This is a genomic window from Terribacillus saccharophilus, assembly GCF_002272075.1.
In the GTDB taxonomy this organism is placed as follows: domain Bacteria; phylum Bacillota; class Bacilli; order Bacillales; family Amphibacillaceae; genus Terribacillus; species Terribacillus saccharophilus_A.
This window is the reverse complement of record NZ_NPBJ01000022.1, coordinates 158158-179478: the sequence shown is the minus strand read 5'-3', so window position 1 is coordinate 179478 and position 21321 is coordinate 158158. Positions and strand designations below refer to the sequence as shown.

The 21321-nt window shown below is 43.9% G+C and carries 19 protein-coding genes; 9 read left to right on the top strand and 10 right to left on the bottom strand.

All coding sequences use genetic code 11. The features are described 5' to 3' along the window. The first annotated feature begins 26 nt into the window (after positions 1–26). The 3 genes from CHH48_RS12040 (at position 27) to CHH48_RS12030 (ending at position 4056) form a co-directional block, all read left to right on the top strand. A complete protein-coding gene (locus CHH48_RS12040) occupies positions 27–881 on the top strand; it encodes a VOC family protein (RefSeq protein ID WP_095219102.1) in 855 nt (284 codons plus the stop codon). Positions 882–968: 87 nt separating this feature from the next. Next, on the top strand, positions 969–2159 hold the full coding sequence (locus tag CHH48_RS12035; protein ID WP_095219103.1) for a hypothetical protein: 1191 nt from the start codon (positions 969–971) through the stop codon (positions 2157–2159). Positions 2160–2265: 106 nt separating this feature from the next. Further along, a complete protein-coding gene (locus tag CHH48_RS12030; protein WP_095219104.1) occupies positions 2266–4056 on the top strand; it encodes a solute:sodium symporter family transporter in 1791 nt (596 codons plus the stop codon). Between the two features lie 139 nt (positions 4057–4195). On the opposite strand, the gene CHH48_RS12025 is transcribed toward CHH48_RS12030, so the two are convergent. The 3 genes from CHH48_RS12025 to CHH48_RS12015 form a co-directional block, all read right to left on the bottom strand. Further along, positions 4196–5188 (bottom strand): glycosyltransferase family 2 protein, encoded by a 993-nt coding sequence (locus CHH48_RS12025; RefSeq protein WP_245840358.1) that lies wholly within the window; start codon positions 5186–5188, stop codon positions 4196–4198. Between the two features lie 13 nt (positions 5189–5201). Next, complete coding sequence (locus CHH48_RS12020; RefSeq protein WP_428848883.1) at positions 5202–6896, bottom strand: DUF6044 family protein; 1695 nt, start codon at positions 6894–6896, stop codon at positions 5202–5204. A 68-nt stretch (positions 6897–6964) separates the two neighbouring features. Continuing rightward, complete coding sequence (locus CHH48_RS12015; RefSeq protein ID WP_176466416.1) at positions 6965–9322, bottom strand: putative bifunctional diguanylate cyclase/phosphodiesterase; 2358 nt, start codon at positions 9320–9322, stop codon at positions 6965–6967. Positions 9323–9448: 126 nt separating this feature from the next. Here CHH48_RS12015 and purT point away from each other — a divergent pair, with 126 nt between their 5' ends. The 3 genes from purT to CHH48_RS12000 all read left to right on the top strand — a co-directional run bounded on the left by purT (position 9449) and on the right by CHH48_RS12000 (position 12425). Then, entirely contained in the window at positions 9449–10621 is a 1173-nt protein-coding gene (purT, locus tag CHH48_RS12010) for a phosphoribosylglycinamide formyltransferase 2 (RefSeq protein ID WP_095219107.1), read from the top strand. Continuing rightward, on the top strand, positions 10608–10949 hold the full coding sequence (locus CHH48_RS12005; RefSeq protein WP_095219108.1) for a n-acetylglutamate synthase: 342 nt from the start codon (positions 10608–10610) through the stop codon (positions 10947–10949). Before purT ends, CHH48_RS12005 begins: the two co-directional genes overlap by 14 nt. Before the next feature lie 84 nt (positions 10950–11033). Next, complete coding sequence (locus CHH48_RS12000) at positions 11034–12425, top strand: vWA domain-containing protein (RefSeq protein WP_095219109.1); 1392 nt, start codon at positions 11034–11036, stop codon at positions 12423–12425. Positions 12426–12468: 43 nt separating this feature from the next. Here CHH48_RS12000 and CHH48_RS11995 read toward each other — a convergent pair whose 3' ends face one another. Both CHH48_RS11995 and CHH48_RS11990 read right to left on the bottom strand, forming a co-directional pair. After that, on the bottom strand, positions 12469–13128 hold the full coding sequence (locus tag CHH48_RS11995; RefSeq protein WP_245840359.1) for a DUF4396 domain-containing protein: 660 nt from the start codon (positions 13126–13128) through the stop codon (positions 12469–12471). A gap of 32 nt (positions 13129–13160) precedes the next feature. Continuing rightward, positions 13161–13493 (bottom strand): hypothetical protein, encoded by a 333-nt coding sequence (locus tag CHH48_RS11990; RefSeq protein ID WP_095219110.1) that lies wholly within the window; start codon positions 13491–13493, stop codon positions 13161–13163. A 148-nt stretch (positions 13494–13641) separates the two neighbouring features. Here CHH48_RS11990 and CHH48_RS11985 point away from each other — a divergent pair, with 148 nt between their 5' ends. Then, on the top strand, positions 13642–14967 hold the full coding sequence (locus tag CHH48_RS11985; RefSeq protein ID WP_095219111.1) for an MFS transporter: 1326 nt from the start codon (positions 13642–13644) through the stop codon (positions 14965–14967). Here the strand turns inward: CHH48_RS11985 and CHH48_RS11980 are convergent. Then, positions 14964–15317 carry a hypothetical protein gene (locus tag CHH48_RS11980; protein WP_095219112.1) on the bottom strand — a complete coding sequence of 118 codons (354 nt, stop codon included), beginning with the start codon at positions 15315–15317 and terminating at the stop codon, positions 14964–14966. The genes CHH48_RS11985 and CHH48_RS11980 overlap by 4 nt on opposite strands. 182 nt (positions 15318–15499) lie before the next feature. Then, on the bottom strand, positions 15500–16339 hold the full coding sequence (locus tag CHH48_RS11975) for a methyl-accepting chemotaxis protein (protein ID WP_095219113.1): 840 nt from the start codon (positions 16337–16339) through the stop codon (positions 15500–15502). A 396-nt stretch (positions 16340–16735) separates the two neighbouring features. On the opposite strand from CHH48_RS11975, the gene CHH48_RS11970 reads away from it, so the two are divergent. Both CHH48_RS11970 and CHH48_RS11965 read left to right on the top strand, forming a co-directional pair. Further along, positions 16736–17464, top strand: a complete 729-nt coding sequence (locus CHH48_RS11970) for an AzlC family ABC transporter permease (RefSeq protein WP_095219114.1) — start codon at positions 16736–16738, stop codon at positions 17462–17464. Further along, positions 17461–17784 carry an AzlD domain-containing protein gene (locus CHH48_RS11965; RefSeq protein WP_095219115.1) on the top strand — a complete coding sequence of 108 codons (324 nt, stop codon included), beginning with the start codon at positions 17461–17463 and terminating at the stop codon, positions 17782–17784. The genes CHH48_RS11970 and CHH48_RS11965 overlap by 4 nt, the downstream gene beginning before the upstream one ends. Before the next feature lie 42 nt (positions 17785–17826). Here CHH48_RS11965 and garD read toward each other — a convergent pair whose 3' ends face one another. From garD to CHH48_RS11950, 3 genes are all read right to left on the bottom strand, one after another. Continuing rightward, the gene (gene garD, locus CHH48_RS11960) at positions 17827–19356 is read right to left on the bottom strand and encodes a galactarate dehydratase (RefSeq protein WP_095219116.1); all 1530 of its coding nucleotides are present in this window, start codon (positions 19354–19356) and stop codon (positions 17827–17829) included. Between the two features lie 123 nt (positions 19357–19479). After that, on the bottom strand, positions 19480–20838 hold the full coding sequence (locus CHH48_RS11955) for an MFS transporter (RefSeq protein WP_095219117.1): 1359 nt from the start codon (positions 20836–20838) through the stop codon (positions 19480–19482). Then, positions 20835–21062: a hypothetical protein gene (locus CHH48_RS11950; RefSeq protein WP_095219118.1), complete on the bottom strand. Its 228-nt coding sequence runs from the start codon at positions 21060–21062 to the stop codon at positions 20835–20837. Before CHH48_RS11950 ends, CHH48_RS11955 begins: the two co-directional genes overlap by 4 nt. Positions 21063–21321: the final 259 nt, after the last annotated feature.

Genomic DNA, 21321 nt, shown 5'->3' with positions numbered 1-21321 from the left:
AAAGTAAGTATAGAGGGGGAGCGTGTATGCACTACCAACAACCACCACAGACATACATTGGGCAAGTAAAATTACGTGTGGCAGATTTGGCGCAATCTGTTGCCTATTATACAAAAGTGATCGGCTTACACATTATAGAGGAAGAACAAGGAAAGGTATCGCTTGGAACTGGAAACAAAATTCTGCTTTATCTGGAGGAAGGTCAAAACCTTCAAAGAATGCCGGATCGGCATGCAGGATTGTATCATTTTGCCTTGCTTCTTCCTACCAGAGCTGATTTGGCTGATGTTGTGAAATTTTATGTGCTGAATCGAGTGCCATTTGGAGCATCAGATCATGGGGTTAGTGAAGCTATTTATCTAAATGATCCCGATGGTAATGGCATTGAGATTTATGCGGACAAACCAGACAAAGGCTGGAAATGGATCGATGGAGAAATCCAGATGACAACAGATCCACTTGATGGGGATAGTTTATTAAAGGAAGCATCTGAAGAAGAATGGACTGGCCTTCCGGATGGAACTGTTATGGGTCATATTCACTTATATATGCGTCATCTAGGTGAAGCTGCTGCTTTTTATAACAATGTACTTGGCTTCCAGGCAGTCGTTTCTAGCTATCCAGGAGCTTTATTCGTATCGACGGGAAGTTATCATCACCATATTGGCCTTAATACATGGCACGGTGCCAATGCACCATCTGTTAGTCCAGATGAAGCAGGCATGGAATGGTTCACAATTGTCTTCCCGGATGAAGAGAATCTTCAAGCAGCGATTAAAAGAGCAGAGTCAGTCGGATTACCGATAAAACTGGAAATGAACAGTTATACACTTATAGATCCGGTAGGGTCAAAAGTTAGATTAACCGCACACGGGCATTAAATAACTACACACAACAGCAGCTGCTGTTGTGTGTCTTTTTATTTCTGTGCCATAATAATGGGAGCGAAAGATAAAAGGAGTTTACGGATGAAACAATTAATACAGAAGCTTAAGCAATTTCTTCCTGCAGAAGTGCAGGTCGCAACAGAAGGAAGTTTGCTGCGTCTTTTGACAGCAGAAGGAGAGCCATGCGGTATAGTAGATCTAGATGAAGATGAAAATCTTATTGGGTTTGACTTGCAGATGAAGCTGCCAGATGAAGAAGGCAGGGATGCTCGTGTAATTGCACAGCAGTTTGCTGCAGTTTTTTATCCGGAAGCAGCGGAAGTAATTCAGGAGGATTATGCTGTACAGATCCAGAGCACGTTAATCCGTCTGGCTGAAAAAGATGCAGTTCATCATTTACCAATACCTGGTGCAGGATTAGCTGTAGAGGTCCATGATTCGGGTTTTGTTACGGCAGCGCAGCTATATCGAAATACATATACATTGATTGATAGTGATGAGTTGATAGATGCGGCGGAGGCAAAACAAAAACTGCTTTCCGAAACACCTGTTGCGATTGCAGTGGAAGGTGGAAGTACAGTATATAAGCTTTCAGATCAGGTTATTGGCGTGCATGCAGATGGTACAGTATTATTCACCGAACTCCCACCGGTTCTCAAAGATATAGAGGCTGCAGCCGACCATAAGGATTGGGCAAGCTTAATGGGGATGACGGAAGATTTTGTAAACTATTATAACGAAGATGGTGTGCAGCTTTGGGCAGAAAGCGCCCTTGTAGATAATCACCCTATTGATGAAATCCCTGATCAAGTTGCGGTCCGAAAGAATGCGGAAGTACTGTTTTATTCAGGAGCTACGCCATGGAATAAAGACAGGAGATATACAGAGGAGGAGCTTAAGCAGCAAGCAGTACATTTTCTTTCAGCTGTAACCGATCATCCACTTGGAGAATGGAAGCATGCAGAAGAGCAGCTAGCCCCAGATGCTGCTATTGAGGACGAGCTTGAACCAACATATATTTTTCTTTTTGCTTACACCAAATTAGGTATCCCTGTAGAAGGAATAGAGGCCAGTATACACGTTGGAATACATTCTGGCCTTATTAGAGAGTGTATAGTAGACCGCGTACCCGATGCAGTTAGATTTGAAAAACAATGGATGTCTGGAGAGAAAGCAAAGCAGCAGCTTGGGGATTTGCTGCAGCTTGAATTAGCATGGGTTGCACTCCACGAGGAAAATCGATATGAACTCGTATATGTGAGGGCAGAATAAGAATAAAATTTCTTAAAAAGAGGTTTCCCGAGGCATGATAACGGTTACTTAAAAGAAGCCTGACAAATTGACAAATTACAGGCTATTTTACATAAAGGGTGATCGCATGTTCAGTATTGGAGAAATTATTTTTATCTTGGTTTCTTGTGCCTTTTTTATGGCGTTGGTCGCAGTGGTATCCTACTATATGACAAAAGGGAATGTCAGTACGGCAGATGAATATTTCCTTGCCGGCCGCGGATTGACCGGTCTGTTCATAGCTGGTTCCTTACTGCTAACGAATCTATCTGCAGAGCAGCTGATTGGCTTGAATGGGCAGAGCTTTACCAATAATATGTCTGGCATGGCCTGGGAAGTGACAGCTGGTCTTGCTGCAATCATTATGGCAATCTTCCTGTTGCCAAAGTTCCTTGGAATTGGTATTTCCACCATACCGGAATTTCTGAGCAAACGGTATGATGAAACTGTTCGGCGATTGACCGTCATTTTGTTCTTGCTCGGGTACATGTGTGTGACGATTCCTTCCATGCTGTATTCTGGCGGTGTATCCGTCCTTCAATTATTCGATTTACCGGAACTTCTCGATATTACATATACGCAGGCGTTATGGCTGACAGTCTGGTTCGTCGGTATCATTGGTGCAGTTTATGCGATTTTCGGCGGCTTGAGGGCTGTGGCAGTATCTGATACGTTGAATGGCATCGGTTTGGTCATCATCGGTTTCCTAGTTCCGATACTCGGCTTCGTTCTGCTGGGTAACGGAAATATGGTAGATGGAATGAAGCACATCGTCCAGAATAGTCCCGAAAAGCTGAATGCTATTGGCAGCAGCACAGATAATGTTCCATTCTTCTCTATTTTTACAGGAATCCTCTTTGCCAACTTATTCTATTGGGCATTAAATCAATATGTCATTCAACGTGTTTTAGGTGCGAAAAACCTGGCAGAGGGGCAAAAAGGAGTCCTGTTTACAGGGTATTTGAAGCTGTTAGTACCGATCTTTATGCTGATACCTGGTATTATCGCGTTTCATTTATATGGTGATTCTATTCAAAATGGAGACTTAAGCTACCCGACACTTGTCAGTGATGTTCTGCCAGTATGGATGCTCGGCTTTTTCCTTGCCGTATTATTTGGGGCTGTGCTAAGCAGCTTTAACTCTATCTTAAATAGTGTCGCTACTTTGCTGGTGCTTGATATCTACCAGCCTGTATTCGAACCGGGTGCTACTGATGAGAAATTAATTAAGGTCAGCAAGATCCTAGGCATTATCATAGCCCTCGTATCCTTCTTTGTTGCACCATTTCTTATGTACGCACCAGATGGCTTGTGGAATCTGATCCGACAGTTTACTGGATTCTTTAATATACCTATCCTTGTTATCGTATTGATGGGAATGATCTTTAAACGTGTACCAGCTTCAGCTGCTAAAGTGGTCATCCTATTCCACGTTATTGCTTACTATATGATGGTGTGGGGCTTCCGTCAGATATTCGATTGGGATCCTGGTATCAACTATATCCACGTATACGGAATCTTGTTAGCTATCGAGGTCGGGTTCATGCTTATCATGGCAAAAATAAAGCCGTTGAAAGTGATCAAACCAGTCTTTTATGAGGAAAATGGGAAAGATCATCTTGTCCCTTGGAAGCATGCCATTGGTGTATCCATTACATTAATTTTCTCGATTGTCATTTTCTATGTCATCTTCTCGCCAATTGGATTGGCTTACGAGGAAGCGGCGGTTTCGAACTGGTTCTGGCCGGTTATCGCCATACTCATTGCGGCAAACGTGGTTCTCTATATCGTATCTATTAAAATTTGGTATCAGAAGTATCATAATTATGTTGAAAAGCAAACAGAGACTGCTCGTAAAGCACGACTAAGCGGGGATTGATAAAAGCAAAAAAGCCACTCAGATGAGTGGCTTTTTTATTGCTGCTGAGCACACAGCAGCAAATAAAACAGAAATATTTTGGGGGTATCCTGTTTGTAAGATATTCTAACAGAAAACCTGCACCAATGCAAAATATTTGTTAAGTTTTCGTAAAGTTCGTGCTATCTTGCGGATGCAATTGCTTCAAGATGCTATCGATTGTATATAAGGGGCGTTTTTTTACTTCTGCAAAAATTGTACCAATATACTCACCAATAATACCAATGGCCATGAGTTGCAGACCTCCGAGCAGCCAGATAGAAATAATCAAGGAAGTCCAGCCGGCATCGGGCTCCCCGAATATTTTCTGCATAGCAGCATAACATGCAGCGAGCAGGCTAATAAGAAACAGGGCGAAGCCAACTGCTGCAATAATACGGATAGGAGCGATGCTGAAAGAAGTGATACCTTCGAATGCAAAACTGAGCATTTTTTTCAGAGGGTATTTTGTTTCTCCAGCTAGTCGCGGTTTTCGTTCATAAGTTACGATATCAGATCGAAATCCTATTTGTGGAATGATGCCCCTAAGGAATAGTTTGGATTCGTTGTAGCGACTTAGTTCTGTTAAGGCTCGGTTATTCAGCAGTCGATAGTCGGCATGATTGGAAATGAGCCGGATTCCGAGCATCTCCATTGTCCGATAGAAAAGCGATGCAGTATTACGCTTGAAACCAGTATCCGATGTGCGGTCATTTCGTACGCCGTACACAATTTCGTAGCCTTCCAGATAACGCAGTACAAAAGTCCGGATAACAGAGATGTCGTCCTGCAAATCTGCATCCAATGTGATGACGCAATCGGAATAATCCTTCGCATGGAGCATTCCGGCAAGAAGTGCCCGCTGATGTCCTGCATTAGCTGCGAGCTTTATTCCCGTGACGAAACGATTGGCCAAATGCTCTATTTTGATCAGCTGCCAAGTATGATCCTTGCTGCCATCATCTACGAACAAGATACTGCTTGAAGGTGATATAAGCTGCTCCTGCATTAAGGCGGCTAGAGTCGATGTGAGCTTGGAGCAAGTATCAGTCAGGATCTCTTCTTCGTTATAACAAGGAATCACTAATGTAAGAACAGGCAAAGATGTAGTCAATGGATTCCCTCCTTTATGGTTGTACCCGGTATAGATGGACTTTCCAAGCAGAGTCGGGATGATGGAAGCTTCGTTCATAGTGCAAATCATTGTCGGCCACATTCTCGATCCAAATGGAAGATAGAATATAGGCTCCGCCCAGCTCCCGTAAAGCCTCTGCATTCAAATCAAGATTCTGAATGCTGCGGCCGGTGTCTTTCCGAAAGTCATAGTGCTTTCCAAGCTCTGCTGAAAAAATATACAGCCGGCTGCCCCATTCATCAAAGTAACGTGTCAGATTTTTACTTTTGGCCAGTTCTCCAGCAATGACTTCACGGAACTGATGTTTATAGCTTAAAGGAATAATATTGTTGTATGTATCGACAGTATAGAAACCATTGTATTGTGCAATAGCAGGATGCAAGCCGATGCTTGCCACTTTATATGTGTCTTGAGGCTTGCCGATATAATCACGGATTTCCTTGAATTGATCAACAGCATAGAAGGCTTCCACAGAAGGCGTATGCTGATAAAGGCCATAAATAATTTCTTCGTTGGATAGAGCTAATATGACAAGCTGGAGACAGAGGCAAGCATACACAAAAACTCGTATGCTGCGTTTTCCAAGCTGCCATAGCAGATAACAAGCCAGTCCGAAACTAACATAAATAACGAGTGGACGAAGGAAATGGAAGCGGGCAAAATTAAAGGCTGAAAGCAGGTCGATATGCTCTTTCGGTAATCTCCAAATCTTATTGAACCAAAGGGCATACCAAAACGATAACAGCAGATTCAATCCAGTCAGGCCGAGATAAATGTTCATTGGTCTTGTACGGCCTCGGTTGAAGAGGACCACAATTAAAGCTATCACCAGCACTGGCAGAATCACGAAGGTGTGGAGGGTCATAACGTGATTATGTCCCAACGTGAAGTTCTTCCAGAACAAGCGGAGCGTTTGGGCAAAATCCTGTCTGGAGGACACGAATTCAACACGATGCATCGTTTCAGAACCAGCTATCATTGTATAGACAAGCCGGTAATCCGTTGCTAGGAAAACAGCTGTCATCCAGATGATGCTTGCCAAGAACAGCAGATTCAGTCTGCGATATCGAAGCAGGTCGACCAGCCATATAATTCCCATAAGTGCGAGGAAGAAGAAAAATCCAAGAACAAAACTAGCGTATAACGGTAATAAAGTAATAGCAGTCCAATGCTTCCAATTCGCTTTTTGGGATCGGATAGATAGGAAAGCCCAAAGTGCTAAAGGATGCCCCATGGTGCTAAGCATGCCAGACGGCCAGAATGGTGTCAGAGCAAATGCAAGTGAAACGAGAGCAGCAATCCAATGTGCTTTCATATTCCGGATGATATGAGTACGAAGTAGTAAATACATCCCAAGAAACGCAATCAGCCGGGTAAGCAGCTGGCTGATTGCGTAAGCAGTCATTGTCGGAAACCAAGCATGCAGCCAAACGATAAGTGTCCATTCTGTGCCGAGTGCATCCCGAGGCAGTCCGCCAATAATTTGAGGGATGACCGCATGGACACCGCCAAACATCTGCCCGCTTGCAGCAAGTACTTTATACCAAGCAAGATTGGAGTCAAGATTGTCATGGACTCGGATATGGGCGTGATCTCCCAGCAGGAATAGGGGAGAGACGAAGATAAGTATCGCTGCCACGCATAGCAGGATGGCTTTTCTGTCTGCATAGTTCCGCAATATTCCCACATCCTCCCAAAGTAATGCTGTTAGTATGCGGCAGCAGATAAAGATCTATACAAAAAATACCCGGAATGCTAGGCATCCACGGGTATATGCATTATGTAAGCTGACTCGAAATCAGGTTGAGGCAGCGGCTTGGAAAATAGATAACCTTGTACCTCTGTGCAACCGAGCTCTTGAAGTGCTTGCAGCTGAGCTTCCGTTTCGACGCCCTCAGCTATAGTATGAAGCTTCAGGTTTTCAGCCAGAGACTGGATGGTGGCGACAATGGATTGATTATACTCGATATGTTGAATGAACGTTTGATCAATTTTTAAGATATCGACTTCGAGTTTATCCAGATAGTTCAAGGAACTATACCCGGTTCCGAAATCGTCGATACTAATTTTAACCCCTGTTTTGCGCAATTTCTGGAGGATGGAATTTATTTTGGTTTCATTCTGCATGACAACACGTTCTGTGATTTCCAGTTCCAGCAAGCTGCCATCCAGATTGTAATGATTCAGTCGATCTCGGAAGAAACTTGAGAAATCATCCTGCAGGAACGTAATAACAGATACGTTGATGGAGATGCAAGGAATAGTGCATTCGTTGGTTTCTTCCAGCCATTTCGCTAAGCAAGCCATTACCCGCTCAATGACACTGCGCTCAATAGCGACTATCAGACCGCTTTCCTCGGCAATCGGAATGAATATATTCGGAGGAATGAAGCCACGTTCGGGATGGTTCCAGCGCAGCAGCACTTCTGCTCCAGTTATTGTACGTTTGAAGCTGTGAAATTTTGGCTGAAAGTACAAATCAAAAGCCTGTGTTTCGATCGCTTCCTGCAGCTCATGTTCAATCTCGAACCGAAGCACCTGTTTTTCTGCCATCTCCGGCTGAAAGACAGTGTAATTATTTCCACCGTTTTCTTTCGTCTGATACATCGCAATATCAGCGTACTTATAGAGATTATCCATATCTTCCGCATGCTCCGGGAAGGAAGCAATGCCGATACTGGCTTGCAAAACGTGCTCGTAATCTTGAAGCCGCATTGGCTGTCGGAACTGCTCGACAATGTATTGAGCGAGTCGAGTTGCGGACTCTCCGGGTACGATGAGCAGGAATTCATCTCCTCCAACCCGGTTGACGGTGCCTTTACCATCCAAAATTCTTTCCAGACGAGCTGCTGTTTCCACTAGGACCTTATCGCCAAAGGAATGTCCAAAAATATCATTAATTCGTTTGAACAAATCATAATCAATTAACAGAATACTGAAGGAGGTTCCTTTGCCTGCGTATTCCTGCATCTGCTGCTGCATCAGGCGGCGATTCGGCAGTTTGGTCAGATCGTCATGATAGGCAAGAAATTCAACTTGTTTGGCTGTCTCTATCGTCTGCGATATGTCCTTGATGACGAGAAAGTAACCAACTATATGATGTTTCACAATCGTAGGGATGCCAGTAACATGAACATCTATTTGTACACCTGATCGGCTAATTATTTTAGTGTCCCATTGATGTGATCCGCCATTCTTAAGGATATTAAGGTGATTCCGGAATATCTCCTTATCAAGGAACAGAGCTGCTGCATCCATTCTTTTGATAGCATCCTCGTTATAACCGGTCAAAAATTCACTTTCTTTATTAGCATGCAGAATCGAACCATACTTCTCAACTGCCAATACAGCATTAGGATTGTCATTGAACAGAGATTGATAGAGCTGCTGTGTCGTCACTAGTGCCCTGTTCCTATAAAGCAACGGAATGACAGTCAAGACTGTATTAGAAGTTAAAACGATAACAGTAGGAAGCATGAAATGAAGGTTATAAGACATTGCTGATTGATAAGAAGTGAAAGCTGCAAAGATGCAATAACCTAAACCGACAATAGCAATTCCAGACATCAGACTTCCGAATAATAACAATAGCTTGCTCCACTTCATTTGTTCTCCATTCGTATACATATTAAGAAAACGGAATAAGGTGAATATAGTCGATTGTGTCAACACCATCGAAGTAAGTACTTCTATAAAGTGGACATCAATCAAATTTGGATATAAGGAAATCGGTGTTAACATATGTAATAAGTAAATTAAGGCGGCTAAAAGAAGGCTGATAAGCAAATCATGTCTGGTATTTCCTATCGGACTGCGTACGACACGCAGAATAAGAGCGCCGCTTACGGAACTTAGAAGGAAATTGACAATGAAGAAAAGACATGTCGCTTGAGGAGCAGGGCCCGCATCAATCGATAGGGTAAACGAATATGTAGCTAGAATGGCACTTAAGCCAGTTCCTAGTGATACTAAAATCACTTTCCATGTACTGACGTCAGTCCGCATCATATGCTGGCTCACATATAATACAAGCCTGGTGAGTACGCTTATGAGCAATACGCTAGTGATAGTGTAGAGAAGATGGATACCCGGTATATCAATGAACGGAAGCAACGTTTTTCCTCCTGCGACAAAAGTAAGGATTACCTGAATTGGACAGGCATGGTAACATAAGTTTATCAGATAAAGTCGAATCATGGCGCAAAACTTTTTACTAATTGCAACTCAGGAGGCGATAGTATGTATCAAACGAAAAAACTGCTGCTGCTCGGATCTGGAGAACTGGGAAAAGAGGTTGTAATCGAAGCGCAGAGGCTTGGCGTAGAGACAATTGCAGTGGACCGGTACGATGGGGCTCCGGCAATGTCGGTTGCCGATCGGAGCTATGTTATTGATATGCTGGATCGTGAAAAGCTCAGACAGATAGTAGAATGGGAAAAACCAGATTTTATTGTTCCGGAGATTGAGGCAATCGCTACAGATGAATTGGTCGAACTAGAGAGGGAAGGCTATCATGTCGTACCGACTGCAAAAGCTGCAAAGCTAACAATGGATCGGGAAGGAATCCGCAGATTTGCTTCTGAAACTTTGGATGTCCCGACAGCTGGCTATCGTTTTGCAGATACATACGAGGAATTTCAGGAAGCGGTGGAGAAAATCGGTTTTCCTTGTGTCATCAAGCCTTTGATGAGTTCATCTGGTAAAGGACAAAGTGTCTGCCGGAAACCGGAGGATATCGAGCGAAGCTGGCAAATTGCCATGGAAGGCGGAAGAGTGCAGAAACCGCGAGTCATTGTAGAAGAATTCATTCACTTTGATGCGGAAGTCACACTGCTGACAGTCCGTGCAGTAAACGGTACCTTCTTCTGCGAGCCGATTGGGCATGAGCAGGAAAATGGCGACTATACCGCTTCATGGCAGCCTCATCAGCTGACAGATTCGCAGCTGGAAGAAGCACAGGAGATAGCAGAGCGTATTACAACCGGATTAGGCGGCTATGGCTTATTCGGGGTAGAGCTCTTCCTTGCAGGGGAGCAAGTATACTTCAGTGAAGTGTCACCACGCCCGCATGACACGGGAATGGTGACGATGGTGACACAGCAGTTGTCCCAATTTGCCTTGCACGTGCGAGCAATATTAGGCTTGCCGATTACAGAAATCAAGCTGGTGCAGCCTGGTGCAACCAGTCCGTTAAAAGCGGGCACAGCTTTGGAATCCTATCATATATCGGGTTTAAGAGAAGCACTGCAAGAGCCCCAAACGCAGATTCGTGTCTTTCGCAAGCCATCGACAACAGTAGGCCGCAGAGTTGCTGTAGCTTTATCCGTTGCTGAAACTGTGGAAGAAGCAAGGGAACGCGCAGAACAGGCAAGAAAACGGCTTAAAGTGGAGGGACAGGATGAATTATCATAACCTGACTTTTCGCGCCGTCACAAATACAGACAATGGTGAAACCTCAAGTGAAACCATCTTTCATTACAAGCAGGATGGACAGATTCTTACCGCAGCATATAGCGGCGGTTCGATTCTGGAAGGAAGGCTGATTGGTTTGGTGGAAACAGATGGAAAGCTTCGTTTTCGTTATCATCATATTAATGATAAGTGCGAGCTGCGGAGCGGACAGTGTGTTTCTGTGCCGGAAATATTGGCAGACGGCCGAATACGGCTGCATGAACAGTGGCAATGGATGTACGATGATGATTCCGCGGGGGAGTCCATTGTAGAACAGGTTAAGGAGTAGAGCGCGGTTAGGATTTCCTGAATTTTGAAACGAAGCTGTTGATAATTCGTACTAATAGCAACAAAGGAGAGGAGTTAGGTTCGAATGAAAAACACCTCCATTTTCCTGCTTTTGGTTTCGCTTATCGTATTGGCAGCATGCAGTCCGAATAGTGCTCCAGATGAAGAATCTGCTACAGAAGAAGCGACTATAGAAGCAGATGAAACAATGGATATAAGTACGATACAGGAAGTCAGCACGGAAGGATCGCTGTCGGTGCTTAAAGAACAGCAGGGTGGAAAAGAGACTTCTGATATTCCGATAGAAACTGACACAGCTAAAAGCGATGGAAATGTAAAAGACGAGGACATTATAGATGCAGCAATTCCATCCTTGAAGGAAGCAATCGAGTCTGATGATAACCCTGAAACACTGCATAAGGCTCTGATAGCTGTTTTAGGGAGTCCATATTATGGGCAAACGATTCAGGACGCGGAGAATATGAAACCAGCTTTCGAGGATCCATACCTGCCGCATCCGGAGGCTGAAGAAGATGCTGATGCATCATCTGAAGCTGAGAACGCCATTATCTTGCTGGATGCCAGCTCCAGCATGCTTTTGGATGTAGGTGGCGAGCAGAAGATGAAAGTGGCTAAAGATGCCGTCAAGAGCTTCGCTAAAACACTGGGAAGCTCAAGTGAAATATCTTTGATCGTTTATGGTCATAAAGGGTCTGAGTCGGATACAGATATGGATGAATCTTGTTCAGGTATTGAAGAGGTCTATACCTCTGAAGCATATGATAATCAGAAATTCAGTAAAGCAACAGACCAAATCGAGGCAAAAGGCTGGACGCCGCTTGCAGGAGCAATTGAAGCAGCAGCAGACAAAAGCAGTTCGATGGATGGTGCAACCGCAATTTATATTGTCAGCGATGGGAAAGAGACTTGCGGAGGTGATCCAATTAAGGCAGCCGAGCAAGCTGCATCGGATGAATCGGGCATTGTTAACGTTATTGGATTTGATGTCGATGAGGAATCAGAAAATCAACTGGCTGATGTAGCAGAAGCAGGCAGAGGAAAATATTACGCTGCAGATAGTGCAGCAGATCTTCAGACTACCATTGAATATGAATGGCTGCCATCAAATTTGGACTTGGCATGGGCGCCTGTCAATATACCCCCGAATGGGTGGGAAGTAGGCGATGAATACGATCGCCAGCGGCAAGTGCTTGCTAAGATAAAGAATATAATGGGTAATGAAGAGGTGCGATACGAAGCAGCGCTTACAAATCTTGCAGAAGAGGAAGTCATCACAGAGGAAGTGAAAGTTGCTGTATCCCAGCTTATCCAGGAACGCTTTGATATGGCAAAGGAAGAGTTAAGCGACCTGGAACAAGAAAAGATTGACCAGGTAAATGAAAAGCAAGAAGAAATCCGTGTAGAAGTGATGGCATGGGTGGAAGAAATGAAGAAACTGAAAGAGAATGCTTCATGATAAAAGACACGGAAACAACAGGTATGTTGTTTCCGTGTCTTTTTCACATCGCGTGTTTCATGCCTTTTTTCACCATAATCCAATTGACAGGGTAGCTAGTAGCAAATCCGATGATCATGGCAATTTGCATCATGAACCAAAATAGTACACTATTCGGATGCAACCCATCAAAGAATACGGAATGCGCCAATAGCATGAATCCGAACATGCCTATTTCAAACGCAATAAGCGAAAGTGCATCTGTCTTGATTGCATCGGCTATATGACTGTCATTTGCTTTGTTCATTCCCATACCGTAGTACTGGAATACAATCCCAAATAAGAAGGCCAGGATGAATTCAACGGCAAAGTCAGCATACAAGGTACTTCCTGCGATTGTCAGACCAGCCCAGAAAACTATCGGAGCACCGATCATATCGCCAAGCGCACACCCGCTGCTGCAGTGGGTAGTCGAGACGAAAACCTGCTGCCAGAAAGGTTTGTCGGCATGTTGCATCTGATCGTGTTTTTTATTTACCTTCATACTGTCTTTCCTGCCGATCTTATAATAAGCCCAAAGGCCAATTATAGGGAAGTAGAGACCGATCATTGGCCAAACGATATACATAATCTTCATCATCTGGCGACGGCTGCGAAAATCGAAAACTATCATGATAGCTTGGAGAATACCAATCAAGACCCCAATTGTTGCGATAAGATGCAAACTGAATCACCCCTAAAATGTTCTTAGAAGCTTTACCCTTTCTTCCTTAAGTGAAAACGAAATGAGATCATCCATATCCACCAGCATAAAAGTAAGATCCAGCAAGCAGTCATGATGAGCGTGGAGCCATCACCTCTTGATAGACTGATAAAAAAGAACTGAATTTCCGTTGTTCCGCCTGATCGCATGAGGGCGTTGTAGAAGCTTGTGATAAATAATACGGGCACCAGAAGGATGGTCAGGAGTGAGAATAAGCGGCCATGTTTATGGATAACTAGTGAAATGATGCTTGCGACCAGAGTTGCCAAGAGAAATACAAAGTAAAGGATAAAGAATATAGCTGAAGAATTAGCGAAAGTATCCATCTCATTACCTCCTTTGGCATACCTAAAATCGATAGCAATGCTTTACGAGCAAGAAATTTTTGACAAAAAATGCGCACTGTAATTTTTTTGTAAATAAGCATGCATGTCAGCAAGCATAAGGTATAGTGGAAGAAAAAGGAGGTTTCCTATGGAAAGCAAACACGAAAGGCAGACACCCGACCAAGGTAGGGGATTCGGATTTTTGCTGTCCTTGCCTATTTTGTCGTGGGCTTTATATGACTTTGCCAATACTATTTTTTCTTCCAATATCACAACTGTCTTCTTCCCATTCTATGTTACTGATACAATCGGCAATACAGCAGAATTGGAACAGCTTGGGAATACCCTGATTGCTTATGCAAATGCACTGGCGAGTTTTTTTCTAGTTATCTTCTCACCCTTGTTTGGCGTCTGGATCGACCAGACTGGCTATAAACAGCGCTATATTGTCCGATTTGCTGGCGTCTCCATTCTATGTACAGTTTTAATGGGCGTATTTGCGGGATGGAATTCGGACGCAACCCTATGGGGACTTCCAGCGCCGTTTGTAGCTACAGTTCTTGTATTTGTACTGGCGAAGTTCTTCTATAATAGCAGTCTTATATTTTATGATGCGAAAATCAGTGATTTGGTACCGCGCAACCGGCTGTCGACATTGTCGGGATTCGGTGTAGCAGTGGGGTATATGGGGACGCTAGTCGGCTTGCTTGTCTACTTTTTGCTGGATGACGGCTATGAATACGTCTTCTTGGCTACAGCAGGTCTCTATCTCATATTTACGCTCCCGCTGCTGTTTTTCCTGAAAGACAAGCAGTCAGTGCAGAAGCGGCCACGTATGAGTCTGTTGATCGGATATAAGGAAATCATCGCAACATTCAAGGAAATCCGCAAGCATCAATCCATCTTTCGGTTCATGGTAGCTTATTTCTTTGTTAATGATGCAATAGCGACAACCATTGCTGTAATGAGTGTTTATGCTGTCACGGTTGTTGGGTTCAGTTCCGGACAGTTCATCATTCTGTATTTAGTTTCAACGGTTACAGCAATCATAGGTTCATTTTGCTTTGGCCAGATAGCTAATCGGGTAGGGGCGCATCGATCATTTTCATTTGTGGCATTAATTATGGTGATAGCTTTAACGGTCGGCGTGTTGGCAACAGCGCAATGGATGTTTTGGATAGCGGGCAGTCTTTTCGGGATTGCTTTAGGATCTATTTGGGTTACATCGAGGATTTTAATTGTGGAATTATCTCCTGTTGAAAAAAGAGGGCAATTCTTCGGCCTGTTCGCATTCTCGGGCAAGGTGTCCTCGATTATTGGGCCGATGATTTATGGAAGTATTACTCTTGTTTTAAGAGGTTACGGAGATTTGGCAAGCAGAATTGCTTTGACCTCGCTCATCGTACTCACACTGATAGGTTTGATTGTCCATGTGGCAAAAAAGAAGACTCCGGACAGGATGGCAGTGCGTTAACGCGGCTGCCATTCCTCCAATGAATCTACGAAGGTGCCGGAGAAATGCACGCTTCTTGCGATATTGAAAAGCTGTACTTTCGCTAAAATGGAAATTGGATTGACGATGACAATGTTACGGAAACCGAGTTCATCATATAATTCAAAAGCATCAGCAATTCTATAAACCAGATCCTGCTTTATAACATTCAAATGAATAAGGTCTACAATCAGATCATATTCGGTGGCTTGGATAGACCCGAATATTTCATAAAGTGCCTCCATGAATTCTGTGGATTCATCATTCTTAAAGAACCCTTCTGCTGTTATATGAAGTACTTTCTCTTTGTCATCAATCTCGAATTTGTACATACTGAATTACTCCCCAAACTTCATTCCTTAACGGGACTTAAGCGTACTAGCTTTGCTGGTTTATGTCAATTAACCATTTATCCTCTATATACCAGGTCAGTATAATTTAGGAATCAAGTACTTGTGAATATTATACTAGACTTTTTTCCTATAGATAAAAAATCCCGCAATAATGCGATTCCTTAAATAAGGAGACTTAGTTCATTTGCTTGTTTATCCAGATTCTGGGCCGCTTGTTCCAAGGTATAAAGTTCTTCTATAACCTCTTGCACGCGGGTTTTCCCATCCATACTCCGCTGTTGAGCCTGATGCGAAACGGCTTCAATCCGTTTAATATGCTCAGTCATCTTCCCGATATTCTCTTGAGCCTGCTTTGTTGCTTCTGCTGCTTGTGATGCAAGCTTCCGGACTTCATCCGCAACAACATTGAAACCTCTGCCATGTTCGCCAGCATGGGCTGCTTGAATGGCAGCATTCAACGCTAATAGATTCGTCTGGTTTGCAATGTCCCTAATGGTTTGGACAAGCGATTGAATGGAGCCTGTTTGTTTAATTAAGGCTTCAGTTGCATCAATATTGGCGGTCGTCGCAGCAACGATGGACTGTATTGAATCGGCGGCTCCATTATTTTTTTCGATTCCGGAACTCGTTCGGTCACGTAAGTCATTTGCCATCTGCTGCAGGTCGGATGTAATTGTTTTTGTGCCAATTTCCCTTGCAGTAATATCAGTTGCAATTTTCAGGACGGCTCCCACACTTCCATCATCGCCGCAGACAGGCATGTAGGTAGCTTCCAGCCAGATTACATCACCATTTCTGGCAATTCGCATGATCTTATCCTGGAAAGATTGACCGCTGCGCAGTCGGCTCCAGAACTGATTATAATCTGCGCTATGAGCAAAATCTGGTGTGCAGAATTGCCGGTGATGCATACCAGGCAGCTCTGTCTTGTGATAGCCAATGGTTGCAGCAAAATTTTCATTAGCCCATAATACCTCGCCAAATGGTGTGAACTCTATCATGGCTAAGGACTTCTCTGCTGCGCTTAAGACAGCATTGTTATCCAGGACTTGTGTCGTTGATGGTGGATTATTTATTATTGGAATCTACTCCTATTCTTTTCGAAACTAAGTATTTATACCCAGATTTAAGTGGTGAAAAACTTTTTATACTTATATATATATCCTTTTTTAAAAGTTAATAATTGCAGGTACTTTACTTTATTATCTATAGCTCATATAGAACTGCTATGGGAAGATGTAATCTTGACTAGTCTTATCCTATTCTATCCAGAGAAAAAAACATACGAATAGAACTCCTGGCTGAAGTCTTTTAAGTTATTTCTGTGATTCCCATTACGTGCCTGCTTTTGGTATACTGTCTACCAATACTAGAGAAGATTGATAGGTGGGAGCAGAATGGCCGATGTGCATGCATCGATTGGAGCAGAGGAAAACAATGAGATGAATTTTAGGCAGGGAGTGAGGGATTGTATCCCTACACTGCTTGGGTATATCAGCATTGGGATTGCTGCTGGAGTAATCGGTATTGCAGCAGGACTTAGTGCGCTGGAGGTAGTGTTACTGGCAGTGCTTGTATATGCTGGATCAGCTCAATTTATATTTGCTGCATTAGTACTTGAGGGAAGCCCGGCTGCTGCAATTATTTTAACAATTTTTATCGTGAATTTACGTCATTTTCTTATGAGTGCGACGCTGGCTCCGCATTTTACACAGTATTCTGTTTGGCAGAACATTGGATCTGGCATACTGCTGACAGATGAGACATTCGGCGTTGCCTCGGTCAAGACACAGCAGAAGCAAGGGATGACAGCAAGCTGGATGAACGGGTTAAATGTGACGGCTTATATTTGCTGGATTATTTCTTGTGCTGTCGGCGCAATATTCGGGAACTGGATAGCAGATCCGGAGGCGCTCGGTCTGGATTTTGCTCTGACCAGTATGTTTATTGCACTGCTTGTGCTGCAGCTGGATGCAGTTGAATCGACGAAAATAAAGCACTATATTCGACTAATACTATGTATTGTCATTCTGATGATAGGCTTTTCCTTCTTTGTAAGTTCCCATATGGCTGTACTTCTGGCGACCATTCTCGGTGCAACGATTGGAGTGGTAACTGAAAAATGAACGTTTCTTTATCCATGCTGCTGCTGATTGCTGCTTGTGCGGCAGTGACGATAGTGCCGCGCGTCCTGCCTTTTCTCATTATCAGAAATCTGAAATTGCCGGTGCTTGCCATGAGGTGGCTGTCCTATATACCTATATGTATACTTACTGCACTAGTTGTCTCGAATGTACTAGGAGAAAACGGACCGCTTTCTTTCGACTGGGAGGTCATCGCAATTATGATTCCTACCATTCTTTTCGCATTATGGACGAAGAGCCTATTGTTAACGGTAGTAATTGGTGTAGTGCTTATGGCTGCTCTACGATTTTTCATAGGATAACAAAAAAATCCCGACGCTCTATGCATCGGGATTTTTCCTTTTTCATGTAACAGGGGCTGGATTGAACAGAGCTAGATCGTTATGGGTGCCCCAATGATCTGCCCAAGTCTGTTTCCTGCCGCTTGCTACATCCAGTATAAAGTGGAATATTTCCCAGCCTACTTCTTCCAATGTTGCTTCCCCGGTAGCGATCGTACCAGCATTTATATCTATTAAATCCTTCCATTGCTGGTGCAGGGCAGTTCGAGTCGATATCTTCACGACAGGTGCCATTGCCAGACTGTATGGCGTGCCGCGGCCTGTTGTAAAGAGCTGCAGGTGTATGCCGGAAGCAAGCTGAAGTGTACCGCAGACAAAATCGCTGGCAGGAGTGGCGGCAAATAGTAAGCCCTTCGTTTCAGCACGTTCTCCTGGTGCGAGGACATTTGCAATTGTGCTTTGTCCAGACTTGGCGACAGATCCCAACGCCTTTTCTACAACATTGGATAAGCCGCCTTTTTTGTTCCCAGGCGACGGATTGGCGCTCCGATCGGCCTGGCCGGAAGCTAGATAGCGGTCATACCAATCCATTTCCCGCACTAGCTTTTCGGCGACTTCCTCACTGGCAGCCCGAGGTGTGAGTAAATGGATTGCATCCCGCACTTCTGTCACTTCGGAAAACATTACGGTTGCACCAGCACGGACTAGTAGGTCCGATGCATAACCTACGGCAGGGTTCGCGGTGACGCCGGAAAACGCATCACTTCCGCCGCATTGTGTGCCAATAACCAATTCAGAGACAGGACAGGTTTCTCGTTTTCGCTTATTCAGCGTGACCAGCTTTGCCTCGGCCTTTTCTATAATTTTGTCAACCATTGCATGAAAGCCATGCTGATCTTGCAGCATAATGATATCTTCATCGTTTCCGCTTGGGTTTACTCGTGATGGAATGAGTTTCTCGCAGCCAAGACCGATAACTAGTGTCTCTCCGCCAAAGTTCGGATGGCGTGCCAGGTTTTGAACAGTACGGATCGGGATGATTGCTTCCGGTGCCTGAATAGCAACCCCACAGCCGTAAGCGTGGTGAAGACCGATAATATCATCGACATTTGGATAGTTAGGCAGGATATCCTCTTTCAGTCGTTTCACTGCATGATCCATTACCCCGACGACACATTGGACACTAGTTATAATGCCGAGTATGTTTTTGGTGCCGACTGATCCATCGGGATTACGGTAGCCTTCGAATGTATAACCTTCTAATGAAGGAAGGGGGGCAGCGGGATCAGGAGAAAGAGAGAGTTCATCCAGCGGCGGTGGCGTCGGCAGGAGCAAGTGGCGTTCCTGTACCCAGCTTCCGGTGGGAATATCTGTTGTAGCATGCCCAATCACTTCGCCGTAGCGGATAACCGGTTCGCCTGTATGGATAGGTTGCAAGGAAAGCTTGTGACCCTGTGGAATGTGCTCCTGCGCAACAATGTTATCTGCAAGAGAAGTACCAGCAGCAAGACCACCATCAGCAACAGCGATAGCAACATTATCTTGTTCATGTACCTTAACAAAATAAGGGTTAGTCGTTGATTTCAATTGTATTCCTCCTTATTGTAAGCGATTTCAATTAGAAGCAATAAAAAAGATGGAACTATTTGTTATTTTGTTTAATTGTATGACCATTAGAGACGACTGTCAATAGAAGATGGAAAAAGCAGCAGAAAATCATACCGCTGCTTTTTCCATCTGTTTTGAATAGATAGCTGTAACTAAGAAAGCCAGGCCGGTGATGACAAGGACTATCATTAGGATCCGGAAACCGGGCAGAGATAAGTCAGCACCGAAAACTATCGCTAAGACAACCGAAGAAAGAATTGAACCGAGATATCTGCATGTTTGGAAAAGACCTGAGCTTGTCCCGATAATAGGTTCAGGGGAAGCATGCAACATTGCTGCTTGCAAGGTGACATTTCCAATTCCGTAGCTGATACCAAGAGAAATGAGGACAGCACCGATGTTTCCAAGAGTAAGATGCTGGGATATAAGAGCTAATGCTGCAGTTCCGCCAATCATGAGCACAGCCCCGACAATTGTAGGAATACTTGTACCGGAACGGTCGATCCAGCGTCCCATCAGGAATGACACAAAAGTACTTGCACCAGAAAGGAAAATCATCATCAGTCCGCTCGTCTTCAGGCTGTAATGCAAGACATCCTGGAAGAAGCTCGGCAGTCCGAAGAAGAGACTATAGTTAAAGATATTCAATAGTATGAACTGGATGTAGACGAGTGTCAGTTGTTTGTTGCTCCGCAATAAACGTACATCGATAAAAGGGTATCCGGCACGCAATTCACGCACAATAAATGCTGCTAGAAATATAATCCCTATCCCCAAGGGTATTAAATGGATACCGTGCTCAAAAGATAGTAGAAAATATAAAGAAAAGCTCATACCGATTGCAAAAAGGATAATTCCAATGCTATCGAGTTGTTTCCAGAATTCACGGAAAGTATAGTGCGTAGTTTCTGGATCCTTAGGGACGGCAAACCAAGTCAGCAGAAAACTAAGCAGAATAAATGGAGCATTGACCGTAAAGATTGACTGCCAGCCAGCAAAGTCGATCAGAAATCCGCCGGCAGTCGGCCCGAACGCTGACATAGAGGATGTGAAGATGGATAATATGGCAAGTGCTGACGCTTGTTTTTCATGGATATGTGTACGCACAAGTGCCATACCGGCTGGATAAATGGAACTGCTGCCGACTGCCTGAAAAAGCCGCATGCCTAATAAGATTAGGAATGTACCTGCAAATGGAGCACCAACAGCAGACACAGCAACAAGCAGCAGACCGATCAAAAGCATCTTACGCCGACCAATCAGATCCCCGACTTTGCCGGCAATTGGCACAACAATCGCGCTGGCTAAATAATAGGTAGAAATAAGCCAGGAAACTGTTGCAAAGCTGAGCGAAAATTCATGCTGGATAGCATGAAGAGCCAATGAAATCATCGAGGAATTCAGCGGATTGAGCATTGTCCCTGTAGCGATAGCTGTCAGGAAAAAGCCGCGTTGCTTTTTGTTCATTCCACCGTACCGAGAAAGAGATCTGTAGTCCGCATCTGGGCAATGTAAGGGGGAATTATTTTACTGACTTCTGTAAAGGCTTCTCTCGAGATTCGGGTTATAGCATCGGTATTAAGAAAATGATTATTCTCCAATAGCTTGTCCATGCTAGGTAAAATGGCGATCCGTTTTTGTGAGTCAATTAGTTCTAATGCTGTTTTACTGAAGTTAATTATATTGGACATTCCTGTTACCTCCAACTTTCGCTCTGCTGTTAATTTGACCATCCTTCTGTTTCTTTACACATGTTAGCTTTCATGTACTTTCTTCCACACGGGATAGATGCATTTAATTTTTCATTTTCGATAAATATGTTCCATCCATTCGCTAGCTGGGTATTGTAACTTTGAATAACCGTTTAGATATAAGGTTGTGATGGAGAATTAAGCTGAATGATGAGGCGCAGATACGTTTATAATAAGCGATAGAAGGGTGATTTAATCC